Origin of the sequence: Mycolicibacterium fluoranthenivorans, from assembly GCF_011758805.1 — a bacterium.
GTDB lineage: Bacteria > Actinomycetota > Actinomycetes > Mycobacteriales > Mycobacteriaceae > Mycobacterium > Mycobacterium fluoranthenivorans.
In genome coordinates this window covers 716,583-729,150 of record NZ_JAANOW010000002.1, presented here as the reverse complement: position 1 = coordinate 729,150, position 12,568 = coordinate 716,583, and the positions used below count along the sequence as shown (strand labels likewise).

Here is a 12,568-nt window from a genome sequence, read left to right as displayed (position 1 = left end):
CTACATTCCGCGCCGGCGGCCCATCAGCACCACCAGACCGACCGCACCCAGGCTCAGCACCGAGCACGCCACCGCCGCCGCGATCAGGTAGACCTGGTTGCGATCCAGCCCGCTGTCGGCCGCGCTGGCGGTGTCGGCGGTACTCCCCGAAACGAGCTGCATCCGGTAGTCACCCGGCAGCGGCGCCTCCCGAGGGTCGTCGAGCCCGGGGAACTGCTGGGTCCGGTGCACCTCGAATTGGCGCTCCCCACTGCCGGACTGGGTCCACACACCCCAGGCGGGTGTCACGCCGTCGAGCAGGACCTTGCGCTCGCCGTAGCGGGTGTCGTCGCCGACGTCGACGACGCGCTGTACCCGGAACGGCTCGTACACCGCCGATGAGTACCGGACCTGGACGGGCACGTTGTCATACCGCAGCACCGGTGGTGGAGGCGGCGGGGGCGCCATCCCGACCGCGGGAATGTACCCGCCGCCGAAGAAGCTGCCGACCGCGACGTTGACCGCGGTGTTCAGCGCGTTCACCACCACCGCGGTGAAGCTGTATGCGGCCAGGTCCGCGGCGTACATGATGACCCGCTGTAGGGGGTTGATCTGCACGATCCGCGGCGAGTTCTGGTACATGTACACGACGCGTACCGGATCCCGATAGGGGTTGAAGATCATCGGGCGGTAGTACTCGTCGTACTGCACCCAGTCCGGCCGCCACTGGCGCACCTTGCGGTCCCAGTTCAGACCGTCGTCGTGGCGACTGTCGCCCCGCGGCTGGAAATCCGGACGGTTCCAGTCCCGGTTGTCCACCCTGCTGTCGTCCCGATCGGTCACCTTCAGCGCCACCGCGAGTGCGGCGACGTCGTGCTGCGGCGCGGGTGCCGGCTTCTCCTCGACGGGCGTGGCGTGACGCGCCAACTCGACGTCGGATTCGGGGGCATCCAGCGTCTGCGGGCGCAGGGTCTCGATGGGCCGAGCGGCCTTGGCGACGGTCGAGGACGTCTCGGTTTCGGTGGGCTTGCCGGTCGCGGTAGGGGTGGCCTCCACCGCGGCAGGCAGCGTGGTCTCGGGCGCCGGGACCTGCGCGGCCGGCGTGACGGCGTCGGGGGTGGGTGTCTCGGTCACCCGATCGACCGGCGCCGGGCGGTCGTCCGTGCGCGACACCGGGGGTACGGAGGTGCGCTCGACGGCCGACTCGCTCGGCGTCGGGGTGACCGTCGGCTTCGAGGTCGAGGTCGAGGTCGGGGTGGTGACGGGTGCCGGTGCGGACGCCCTGGTGGTGGGTTCGGCGACCGTGGTGGTGCTGGGCTTGGGAGCGACGGTGGTCTGCGGAGCCGGTGTGACGGTGACGGGGGCCGGCGCGACGGTCGGTGACGGTTCCTGGACCGGAGTCTGCACGACGGGAGCGGGCGCGGTGGCCGCGGCCGGTGCGTGCGTCGTGGTCGTCACCTCGGGAGTCCGCGCCGGCTTGGGTGCCGGTTGTGTTGCGGCCGTGGGCACTTCGGCCTCGACCGTGGGCTGCTGCGAGGGCGTGTCCCGAGGTACGGGTACCTCGGCGACCGTGGTCGTCGGCGCCGAGGGGTCTGCCACCGCGGGCGCCAGCCCCGAGGTCAATGCGGTCAACGATATGACCACGGTCGAAGCCACTCCGGCGACCACGTGCCGTCGGGGCAGAAATTCGCGCGTTGCACCCACCGTGCATCCACTCCTCTGAAGGTCCAGGGAGCCTGGCATTCCAGCCACAGCTGCCATGTTGCAGCCATCTCCCCCGACACTGGCCCGGGGCCAGCAGCTGTCTCGCATGGTTCATCGCCGCGCACGAGGATGCGTTACAAGGGCTACGTCACAGTGCCGACTCGGCACGGCGGGGAACAAACGCACAATGCACACTGTTCGGGCGCGGGCGCATAAACTCAGGCCGTGCGGACGGGCAGACTACCTGCGCCAGTGACGATTTCCGCTGCGATTCTGCTGGTGAGCTGTGGCGCGCACCCCACCGCGGCACCACCGGCCCCGACCATCGCCGATACGGTGACATCGCACTCCGCGTCGGTGCCGGCGCCCGCAGCACGCACGCTGCCGTGGTTCAACCTCCAGGTCGGCGACTGCGTGGACCAGATCCCCGCCGTGGACGAAGGCGCGGTCGAGGTGACGCTGGTGGACTGCGCGACACCGCATCGAGCCGAGGTGTACCAGCGCGCGCCCGTCCCGGTCGACGCTGCTGTCACCGATGTGGCGAATCAACGCTGTAACGACGCCCTCACCGCGTACACCGGGTCTTCCGGCAGCTACACCGTCAGTTACCTCATCGACTCGAATCAGGACCGTACCGCCGACAATCCTCTGCCCAGTATCGTCATCTGCCTGCTGCAGGATGCCGGCGGCGGCGCGCTGACCCGATCCGCGCACGGCCGCTGAACGTCACTCCTTACCGATCTTCTTCTTGACCACCAGCAGCGGCAACAGCAGGGTGGCGACGGCCGTCACCAACCACACGACCACCGTCGCGGCGACCCAGGAGCCGGCGCCACGAATGCTCAGACCATGGGTCAGCACCGAGGCCAGCAACAGCGCCACAAATGTTGACACCAGGCCGATTCCGCCGAGAAACGCCGAGGCGTAGCGGGATGCCATCTTGGCGATGAACGGCGACAGGATCGCCTGCGCCAAGGCGAAGACCACCACCGCAACGACGAATCCACGCCACGACACCGATACCCCGGACACCAGCCGGTCGGCAGCCAGCAAACCGATCGCCGCCGAACCCAGGAAGACCAGCGTGTTCAGCAGTAGTCGCACCATATCGACGATGGTAAGGGGCCCCGCGGCTTTCGGAGTGAAGATAGGTCCCCGTTCCGGTAATTGACGCCTATGCTGCCCGACATGGCCGACTTCGCCCCCTCCTTCGCCCCGGAACTGGACCAGATCCCCTCCGCCGAGGGACCGCTTCCCGGCGCGGACGATCTGGCGGGACGGCCGTACGCGCTACCCGTCGACATCCTCGGTGAACTGCACGGGCCGCTGTTCTATGCCGACTACAGCGGCTTCCGAAAGCTGTACGCGTGCTCGATGGCGGTGGTCGAGGAACTCTGCGATGAGGAGCGGTTCGCCAAGAATCTGACCCCGTCGCTGGCCCGGGTCCGTCCACTGGCCGGCGACGGTCTGTTCACCGCGTTCCACGGTGAGCCGAATTGGCAGAAGGCACATGACGTTCTGCTGCCCGGATTCAGCTACGCCGGACTACGCAACTACCACGAGGCGATGCTCGCCATCAACCGCCGGATGATCACCGGTTGGGACGCGCAGGCCGGGCGGCAATCGGTGAACGTCTCCGATGACCTGCAGAAGCTCGCGATGGACACGGTGGCGCTGGCCGGCTTCGGAGCCCGTTTCGAATCCTTCGACCACGACGGCCTGGCGCCCATCCCGCAGAGTTTCACCGCTGCCCTCGGCGAGCTCGGAAAAGGCGGAGACACACCGCGATTCGAGTCCGAGCTGACCACCCTGCACACCTACTTCGACGAGTTGATCGAAGCGCACCGCAACGGCGGTGAAGACGCCGCCGACGATCTGCTCTACCTGATGCTCGGCCGCGGGTCCGCCAGCGAACCCGTTCTGGACCGACAGAACATCCGAAACCAGATCATGACGTTTCTCATCGCCGGCCAGTTGACGACATCGGAACTGATGCCCAACACGCTCTACAACCTGGTGCACCACCCGGCGGTGCTCGGCCGGGTCCAGGCCGAGGTCGATGCGGTGTTCGGTCCCGACGACGACTACCTGCCGACCTACGACGACATCGGCAAATTCGGCTATCTCCGGCAGGTCATCAACGAGACACTGCGGTTGTCTCCGCCGGTACTCAGCTTCGATCGGATGGCGTTGGCCGACACCGTCATCGGCGGTAGGTATCCGATCAAGAAGGGCGAAGCCGTCAGCGTGCTCACCGGGGCATTGCACCGGCAACCGGAATGGGGCGACAACGTCGAACTGTTCGACCCGGACCGGTTCGAATCCGACCGTGCCGCCGCGCGTCCGGCCGCGCTGTTCAAACCATTCGGCACCGGAGCCCGGTCGTGCATCGGACGCCAGTTCGCGCTGCACGAGGCGACCATGACCATCGCGCGGATCGTGCACCGCTACCGGCTCATCGATTCCGGGCACTACGTGTTGCGCTGGGACGGCCCGCTGAGCCGCCGGCCGGCCGGTTTCCGGCTCGACCTGGTGCGACGCACCCCCGCCGACCGCAAGCCCGCCACCGCGGCGGCCGTCCAGGACACCGCCCAGCGCACGACGCCCAGTTCGGTATCGGCCCTCAAAGCCGGTACCACCGTGGCCGTGCTGCACGGCTCCAATCTCGGCACCTGCCGCGCACTGGCCAAACAGCTGGCCGAGGAGGGCACCGATATCGGTTGTGCCACAACGGTCGGCCCACTCGATGACGCCGTCGGCGGGCTGCCCGAAGCCGACGCGGTGGTGATCGTCGCGTCGTCGTACAACGGTCAGCCGACCGACGACGCGCGCGAATTCCTCGCCTGGCTGACCGGGCCCGACGCCGCGATCGACGGCGCCCCGAACTTCGCGGTGCTCGGCGTCGGCGATCACAACTGGGCCGACACCTATCAGGCCGTGCCGAAGCGGATCAACGAACGCCTGACCGAACTGGGCGGCACGTCCCTCGTGCCGTTCGCAGCGGCGGACACCTCCGGTGACCTGAACGGCACCCTGGAAGAGTTCTCGACTGCGCTGTGGTCGTCCATGTCCGCGCTGTTCGGCGACCCGGATGCGGTGGCGGTGACCGATAGCGAGGAACCGCTCTACGATCTGCACCTCATCGTCGGCCCGGTCACCGCCGCCATCGACACCCGCTTCGGCGTGTGCCCCATGACCGTCTTGGAGAACACCGAACTGGTCAGCGACGAGACCGCGCAGGGGCACGCCAAACACTTTGTCCGCGTTGCCCTGCCCGAGGACGTCGAGTATCACACCGGGGACCACCTGACGGTGCTGGCGGACAATCCACCCGAACTCGTCGACACCGTGCTGGACCAACTGGATATCGACCCGGGGTTGCGCCTCTCGATCAACCCGCGCCGGACCTCGCGGCGGCTCATCGCCCTCGACCGTGAGGTGAGCGTGCGCGAACTGCTCACCCACTTCGTCGAACTGCGCAAGCCGGCGACGCGCAGCCAGTTGCGCCGGCTCGCAGCCGCCAACCCGTGCGCCCCCGAACGCCGGCGTCTCGAAGAACTCGCCGAGGCGACCGAACCGTGCGCCCTGAGCCCGATCGAATGCCTTCAGGAATTCCCGGCCTGCACGCTGACCGGTGCCGACCTGCTGGAACTGCTGGAGCCGATGACACCGCGGCACTACTCCATCGCCTCCTCGTCGCGGCTGTCACCGAAAGTCGTGGCACTGGTGGTCAGCGTCCTCGACGCCCCGGCTCGATCCGGGCGCGGGCTGTTCAAAGGTGTCGCGTCGAACCACCTGGCCACGCTGGGTTCGGGGGCGCAGATCCGCGCTCGCGTCGATCAGGCCCGTCAGGCCTTCCGGGCCGGTGCCGACCCGGCCAAGAACGTCATCCTGGTGAGTGCGGGGACCGGCGTCGCACCGTTTCGCGGGTTCCTGGGCGATCGGCTGGCAGCGCGGCAGGACGGTGACCCGTATGCACCGGCTTTGTGTTTCTTCGGAGTTCGCGATCCCGATGTGGACTACATCTTCCGCGAGCAGTTCGATATTGCCGAAGACCTGGGAATCGTGCGGATGCGACCGGCTTTCTCCCGGGCACCGGAGAACGGCGTCCGCTATGTCCAGGACCGGATCGCCGCCGACGCCGACGAGGTGTGGGACCTGCTCGGCGATCCCGCCAAGGACACCCACGTCTACATCTGCGGCGACGGTGCCCGGATGGCCCCGGCCGTACGGCAGGCGTTTCTCGACATCTATTGCGCGCGTACCGGTGCCGACGAGAGCGCGGCCCGCGACTGGCTCATCGACCTTGTCGAGTCGGACCGCTACGTCGAGGATGTCTGGGCGGGCTGAGCATCACAACCGGCGCATCTCGCGTCGCATGCAGGCATCGTTCAGGTAGGCCGGCCGCGCGCAGGGATAGCTCCGACGGGCGCGCGCCGCGCCGTGGCCGGGCAACCTCGCACGCGTCAACCACGCGGCGACGTGCTGGATGTATCTGCGCCACAACAACTTCAGACTGACAACCCCGGATGCTCCGTCGGCGGTGATCGACAGATCCGACATGACGGTCCCCAAACGTCGTGGTGGACATATCGTGAAGCGTTGCCCACCTTGATGTTCCGAACGTATGGGGAAATCGGCGCGCAGTGGCGCGTAGCCGCCTACTTGATCGACGCGATCAAGCGGTGAGCTCCATCACAGCGCCGCTTCGGCGCGACAGCCCGTCGACGCAGCCGGACCAGCATCAGTCAGGAAATGCGCCAGCACCGGGGCCAGCCAGTCGATGAGTTCGGCGTCGGCCATATCAACCAGTGGTGGGGTGCCGAGGATATGACGCGACACCGCGACCCCCAGGAGCTGTGCACCGACCAGCGCGGCCCGTTCGGCCGGCCGATCGGGCACGACCGCGGCCAGCGCCGGCGCGACCTGCGCGGCGAACACCTCCAGGAGCGCATCGGCGGCCGCCCGGTGGGTGGCCGCCGCGCGCAGCAGTGGCAGAAACGAGCCGTCCGGCCCCCAGACGTCGACGAACAGCGGGATCAGCACGCTCGCGATGTCCTCCGGCGCGACGCCCGAGAGATCGGGGAACGCGATGTCCAGCCGGGACGCCGCGGCGAACAGGCCCGCCTTGCTGCCGAAATAATGCATGACCAGGGCGGGGTCCACCCCGGTCGCGGACGCCACCGAACGGATCGTGGTGCGCTCGAACCCCTGCTCGCCGAATTGCGTCTGCGCAGCAGCCAGGATCGCGGCCCGCGTCGCTTCACCGTCGCGCGGTTTCGTCGCCATACCGGACAGCTTATTCAACAACCGTTGACAACAGCAACTATCGCGCTTAGCGTTGAGTTCAACAGTTGTTGAACTTGTTACCGGAAAGGACGCGGACATGACCGTCACCGCCATCCAGATCGGCCTGGATCCCGATGTGATCGATATCGCCTCACCTGATTTCGCCCAGTTCCCCGGGTTGTCCCGGGAGAAGCTGAGGGCCGCGAACGACGAGAACGTCGCGGGGCTGCGCACCGCGGGCTATCACGTCGACAACTGCCTCATCCCCTTCGGAGATGCGGGCGCCGCCAAGGCGCGCCGGTGGTTGGCGGCCGGTAGATATGACGCGGTGCTCATCGGGGCAGGAATACGACTCGTGGCCGGCAACACCTTGCTGTTCGAGTCGATCGTCAATGCCGCCCACGCCAGCCAGCCGGGCTGCCGGTTCGTGTTCAACAAGGACGCGGTGCCCACTCCGGACGATATCCGCCGCTGGTACCCGGACTCGGCGGCGGTGACCCGATGAGCAGCATCGAGGTGGACGCCCTGGTCGTCGGCGCGGGCCCCACCGGGCTCACCGCCGCAGGCGATCTCGCCCGCGGCGGCCGCTCGGTGGCCGTGCTGGAGCGCCGGCCCATACCCAACCCGTCCAGCCGGGCTTTTGTCACCATGGCCGGCACACTGGAGGCACTCGATGCCCGCGGATTGGCCGACGAACTGCTGGCCCATGCACACCGGACGCCGGGAGTGACGATCTTCGGTGGCGCCCGCATCGATCTCACCCACCTCGACTCGGCCTATCCATACGCCATGATCACCCCGCAGACGAATGTCGATGCCGCACTTGCCCGGTACGCTGCCGCCCAGGGCGCCGATATCCGGCGTGGGGTTGAGGTCGCCGAGTTGATCCAGGACGTGAACGGCGTGACGGTCACCGCGCGATCCCGTCAGGACGGCGGCCTCACGACGTGGCGGGCACGCTACGTCATCGGCGCCGACGGCGCGCACAGCACAGTGCGTACCCTGGTGGGCGCCGATTTCCCCGGTAAGACCATCCTGTCCTCGATCGTGCTCGCGGATGTGAAACTCGCACGCGGACCCGCGGACGACGGACTCACCCTGCGCAGCACCCGTGAGGTGTTTGCGTTCCTGGCGCCCTACGGACGCAGCGACGCCGAAGGCGCCTGGTACCGCGCGATGCTGTGGGATCGGCGACACCAGGTACCCGACAGCGCCACGGTGCGGCCTGCCGAGATCACCGACATCCTGCGCCGGGCGATGGATGCCGACCCCGGCGTCGTCGAAATCGGTTGGCATTCCCGATTCCATTGCGATGAAAGACAAGTCGAGCAGTACCGGCACGGCCGGGTGTTCCTGGCCGGAGACGCCGCGCACGTGCACTCCCCCATGGGCGGGCAGGGTATGAACACCGGCATTCAGGACGCCGCGAATCTGGCGTGGAAGCTCGATGCCGTACTGGGCGGAGCCGCCGACCATGTGCTCGACACCTACCAGGCCGAACGACACCCGATAGGTAAGCGAGTGTTGCGGCAATCCGGCCTGATGGCGCGCGGGGTGACACTGTATCCACGGGTGGCCCGCGGACTGCGCAATCTCCTTGTGCCCCGGCTGCTTCGGGTGCCTTCGGTGCGAGATGCATTGGCGGGCAGCTTCTCCGGAACCGGGTTGCGCTACGGTCGGGGTCCGGTGGGTGACCGAGCTGTGCATATCCCGCTGACCGACGGCCGGCTGACGCAGCTGGCGCGAACGCCCGGGTTCGTCCTGGTCCGCGAGCGCGGTACGGCAGCTGTCGAGGCCGCCGGCCTGACCCAGGCCGAGCGCGCCGATGCCGGACCGGCCGTGCTGGTGCGACCCGATGGGTACGTCGCGTGGTCCGGTTCCTCGGCGGACCACCAGGGTTGGCAGGCCTGCCTGACCGGCTGGGCCGCCAGTCGGTCGTAGCTCACCATTGCCTGACCGTATCTGGTACGAAAGAAACGACCTCTACGCCATCAGGAGAGTGCCAGCACGTGCCCGCCCCTACTTCGGTGACGGACACGTCCCCGCCCCAACACCAGCACAGCGGTATCCCGAAGTGGATCCGCACCTTCGCCATTCCGATCATCATCGGCTGGATCGCCCTGGTCGCCGTGCTCAGCGTGGTGGTGCCGCCGCTGGAAGTGGTCGGACAGATGCGCTCGGTATCGATGAGCGCGCAGACCGCACCCTCGGTGATCGCGATGAAGCAGGTCGGCAAGGTGTTCGACGAGTTCAAGTCGGACAGCGCGGTGATGATCGTGCTGGAGGGCGAGCAGAAGCTGGGCGCCGATGCCCACCTCTTCTACAACGACATGGTTGCCCGGCTGGAGGCCGACACCAAGCACGTCGAGCACGTGCAGGACTTCTGGGGTGACACGCTCACCGAGGCGGGGGCGCAGAGCCCGGACGGGAAGGCCGCCTACGTGCAGGTCTACCTCGCCGGCAACATGGGCGAGGCCCTGGCCAACGAATCGGTGGAAGCGGCCCAGAAGCTGGTCACGGCGGTGCCACCGCCGCCCGGTCTCAAGGTCTTCGTGACCGGGCCCTCCGCCCTGGCCGCCGATCAGCAGATCGCCGGTGACCGCAGTGTCCGCATGATCGAGATGGTCACGTTCGTCGTCATCATCACGATGCTGCTGCTGGTCTACCGCTCCATCACGACGGTGTTCATCGTCCTGTTGATGGTGGTGCTCGAACTCTCGGCCGCCCGGGGTGTGGTGGCCTTTCTGGGCTACCACGATCTGATCGGGCTCTCCACCTTCGCCACGCAGCTCTTGGTGACGCTCGCGATCGCCGCATCCACCGACTACGCCATCTTCTTGATCGGCCGATACCAGGAAGCCCGCACGCTGGGTGAGGACAAGGAGTCGGCCTACTACACGATGTTCCACGGCACCGCGCACGTGGTGCTGGCGTCGGGTCTGACCATCGCCGGGGCCATGTTGTGCCTGCATTTCACGAAGCTGCCCTACTTCCAGACCCTGGGTATCCCCATGGCGGTCGGCATGACGGTGGCCGTCGTCGCGGCGCTGACCCTCGGCCCTGCGGTAGTCACCGTCGCAAGCCGGTTCCGCAAGCTGCTGGAACCCAAGCGCGCCATGCGCATCCGCGGCTGGCGCAAGATCGGGGCCCTGGTGGTGCGCTGGCCCGGCCCGGTGCTGATGGGCACCATCGCGCTGTCGCTCGTCGGCCTGCTCACGCTGCCCGGCTACCGCACCAACTACAACGACCGCAACTACCTGCCCGCCGATCTGCCGGCCAACGAGGGCTATGCGGCCGCCGAACGGCATTTCTCCGTCGCGCGGATGAATCCCGAATTGCTGCTCATCGAGTCCGACCACGATCTGCGCAATTCGGCCGATTTCCTGGTGATCGACAAGATCGCCAAGGCGATCTTCCGGGTGCCCGGGATCGGCAGCGTGCAGGCCATCACCCGTCCCGACGGTAAGCCGCTGAAGTTCAGCACGATTCCGGCCCAGATGAGTATGGGCGGTACGGCGCAGCAGATGAACGAGAAGTACATGGAGGACATGTTCGCCACCATGCTGAAACAGGCCGGCGATATGGACACCACCATCGGCACCATGAACCGGATGATCACGCTGATGACGGAGATGAGCGCCACCACGCACAGCATGGTGGGCAAAAGCACCGACATGGCCGTCGACATCGCCGAGTTGCGGGATCACATCGCCGATTTCGACGACTTCCTGCGACCCATCCGTAACTATCTGTACTGGGAACCGCATTGCTATGACATCCCGGTGTGCTTCGCCATGCGCTCGGTGTTCGACGCCCTGGACGGTATCGACGCCACGACGGATCAGTTCCAGAACCTGCTGCCCGATCTGCAGCGTCTTGATCAGTTGATGCCGCAGATGCTGGCGACCCTGCCCGCGCAGATCTCCACCATGCAATCCTCCCGGGACATGATGCTGCGGATGTACCAGACGCAGAAGGGCATCCAGGATCAGTCCAACGAGATGCAGGCGAACCAGTCCGCCATGGGCGACGCCTTCAACAACTCGAAGAACGACGACACGTTCTACCTGCCGCCGGACACCTTCAACAACGCCGATTTCAAGCGCGGTATGAAGAGCTTCATCTCCCCCGACGGAAAGTCGGTGCGGTTCATCATCTCCCACGCCGGGGACCCGCTGACCGCGGACGGCATCAAACTCGTCGACGATATCAAGGCGGCCGCCAAGGAAGCCGTCAAGGGCACCCCGCTGGAGGGTTCCAGGATCTACCTCGGTGGTATCGCGGCGGCCTTCAAAGATATGCAGGAAGGTAACAACTACGACCTGATGATCGCCGGAATCGCGGCGCTGACACTGATTTTCGCGATCATGCTGATCATCACGCGCAGCCTGGTCGCCGCGGCCGTCATCGTCGGCACCGTGGTGGTGTCCCTTGGCACCTCGTTCGGCCTGTCGATTCTGTTGTGGCAGCACATCCTGGGCATCGAGTTGCATTTCATGGTCATGGCGATGACCGTCATCGTGCTGCTGGCCGTCGGCGCCGACTACAACCTGCTGCTGGTGGCGCGCATGAAGGAGGAGTTGCACGGCGGAATCAAGACCGGGATCATCCGCGCCATGGGCGGCAGCGGGTCGGTGGTGACCGCGGCGGGCCTGGTGTTCGCGTTCACCATGATGTCGATGGCGGCCAGCGAGATGACGGTGGTGGCGCAGGTCGGTTCGACGATCGGCTTGGGCCTGCTGTTCGACACGCTGGTCATCCGGTCGTTCATGACCCCGTCGATCGCCGCGCTGATGGGTAAGTGGTTCTGGTGGCCGCAGGTGGTGCGGCAGCGCCCGGCCCGCAGCATCCCGGCCTGGAAGAACCGCGAGACACCTGTCGACGTCTCGTAACACCTGGTCACACCGAGAACCCCGCGCAGGCACGGCGTGCCTGCGCGGGGTTCTCGATCAGTGTCTTGTTGTCAGCGCGGCGGGCACGGCGCCAACGGCGGGCAGGGCACCGGACCAGGTCCGCCGGGACCAGGGCCGGGGCCACCGGGACCAGGGCCGGGGCCACCCGGGCCGGGACCCGGGCCACCCGGGCCCAGACACGGCGCATTGGGCGGGCAGGGCGGCGGCGGGCCTGCGCTGGCCGCACCCAGGCCGAACACGCCGGACAATGCCAGGCCGCTGGAAAGCACCGCGACGCCAAGCATCTTCCGTGATCGATTCACGTTGATATCTCCTTCGGATCGGTAATCATCGTGCGACTACCGATCCTGACGCCCCGACATGGGCACAGGCTTAGGTTTCCTTGGTGGCAGGTATGGATCCGTGGCCGGTGTTCACACCAGGTAGATGACGAACGCCGCCCCGAACAGCACGACGAGCCAGGCATCGGTGGCCGATCTCAGCCACCGCGGGGCGGTGCGCACCTCCATGAAGTACCGGATGATCAACCGGGACTTCACCAGCGCCAGCGTGAGGACCACCGCGGTGATCGGCATGCTCGGCGCGGCGGTCCCCGAATGGGCCGGGGCGAGCCACCAGGACCCGAGAGTGATGGCCACCAGGGCCACCCAGGCCCAGGTGATCATCCGTGCGGCTCCGGTCAT

General features: G+C 67.1%; 12 protein-coding genes. 6 read left to right on the top strand and 6 right to left on the bottom strand.

Going from position 1 to position 12,568, the window contains the following annotated elements:
- Positions 1-1,113: a hypothetical protein gene (locus FHU31_RS31615; RefSeq protein ID WP_234901546.1), complete on the bottom strand. Its 1,113-nt coding sequence runs from the start codon at positions 1,111-1,113 to the stop codon at positions 1-3.
- Positions 1,114-1,141: 28 nt separating this feature from the next.
- Here FHU31_RS31615 and FHU31_RS31610 point away from each other — a divergent pair, with 28 nt between their 5' ends.
- Entirely contained in the window at positions 1,142-1,702 is a 561-nt protein-coding gene (locus tag FHU31_RS31610; protein WP_234901545.1) for a hypothetical protein, read from the top strand.
- A 233-nt stretch (positions 1,703-1,935) separates the two neighbouring features.
- The gene (locus FHU31_RS21480) at positions 1,936-2,406 is read left to right on the top strand and encodes a septum formation family protein (RefSeq protein ID WP_263987759.1); all 471 of its coding nucleotides are present in this window, start codon (positions 1,936-1,938) and stop codon (positions 2,404-2,406) included.
- Positions 2,407-2,409: 3 nt separating this feature from the next.
- Here the strand turns inward: FHU31_RS21480 and FHU31_RS21475 are convergent, their stop codons facing one another.
- Entirely contained in the window at positions 2,410-2,790 is a 381-nt protein-coding gene (locus FHU31_RS21475; protein ID WP_167162263.1) for a phage holin family protein, read from the bottom strand.
- Between the two features lie 81 nt (positions 2,791-2,871).
- On the opposite strand from FHU31_RS21475, the gene FHU31_RS21470 reads away from it, so the two are divergent.
- A complete protein-coding gene (locus FHU31_RS21470) occupies positions 2,872-6,033 on the top strand; it encodes a bifunctional cytochrome P450/NADPH--P450 reductase (protein WP_167162261.1) in 3,162 nt (1,053 codons plus the stop codon).
- Between the two features lie 3 nt (positions 6,034-6,036).
- Here FHU31_RS21470 and FHU31_RS21465 read toward each other — a convergent pair whose 3' ends face one another.
- Both FHU31_RS21465 and FHU31_RS21460 read right to left on the bottom strand, forming a co-directional pair.
- The gene (locus FHU31_RS21465) at positions 6,037-6,246 is read right to left on the bottom strand and encodes a hypothetical protein (protein ID WP_167162259.1); all 210 of its coding nucleotides are present in this window, start codon (positions 6,244-6,246) and stop codon (positions 6,037-6,039) included.
- Positions 6,247-6,378: 132 nt separating this feature from the next.
- On the bottom strand, positions 6,379-6,972 hold the full coding sequence (locus tag FHU31_RS21460) for a TetR/AcrR family transcriptional regulator (protein ID WP_167162257.1): 594 nt from the start codon (positions 6,970-6,972) through the stop codon (positions 6,379-6,381).
- Between the two features lie 97 nt (positions 6,973-7,069).
- Here FHU31_RS21460 and FHU31_RS21455 point away from each other — a divergent pair, with 97 nt between their 5' ends.
- The 3 genes from FHU31_RS21455 (at position 7,070) to FHU31_RS21445 (ending at position 11,864) form a co-directional block, all read left to right on the top strand.
- Positions 7,070-7,477, top strand: coding sequence for a hypothetical protein (locus FHU31_RS21455; RefSeq protein WP_167162255.1), 408 nt, complete (start codon positions 7,070-7,072; stop codon positions 7,475-7,477).
- Positions 7,474-8,913 (top strand): FAD-dependent monooxygenase, encoded by a 1,440-nt coding sequence (locus FHU31_RS21450; RefSeq protein ID WP_167162253.1) that lies wholly within the window; start codon positions 7,474-7,476, stop codon positions 8,911-8,913. Before FHU31_RS21455 ends, FHU31_RS21450 begins: the two co-directional genes overlap by 4 nt.
- Before the next feature lie 86 nt (positions 8,914-8,999).
- Positions 9,000-11,864 carry an MMPL/RND family transporter gene (locus tag FHU31_RS21445; RefSeq protein ID WP_263987760.1) on the top strand — a complete coding sequence of 955 codons (2,865 nt, stop codon included), beginning with the start codon at positions 9,000-9,002 and terminating at the stop codon, positions 11,862-11,864.
- Between the two features lie 7 nt (positions 11,865-11,871).
- On the opposite strand, the gene FHU31_RS31255 is transcribed toward FHU31_RS21445, so the two are convergent.
- Both FHU31_RS31255 and FHU31_RS21435 read right to left on the bottom strand, forming a co-directional pair.
- Complete coding sequence (locus FHU31_RS31255; RefSeq protein WP_208411131.1) at positions 11,872-12,072, bottom strand: hypothetical protein; 201 nt, start codon at positions 12,070-12,072, stop codon at positions 11,872-11,874.
- A gap of 226 nt (positions 12,073-12,298) precedes the next feature.
- Positions 12,299-12,568 carry a cytochrome C oxidase subunit IV family protein gene (locus FHU31_RS21435; RefSeq protein WP_167162249.1) on the bottom strand — a complete coding sequence of 90 codons (270 nt, stop codon included), beginning with the start codon at positions 12,566-12,568 and terminating at the stop codon, positions 12,299-12,301.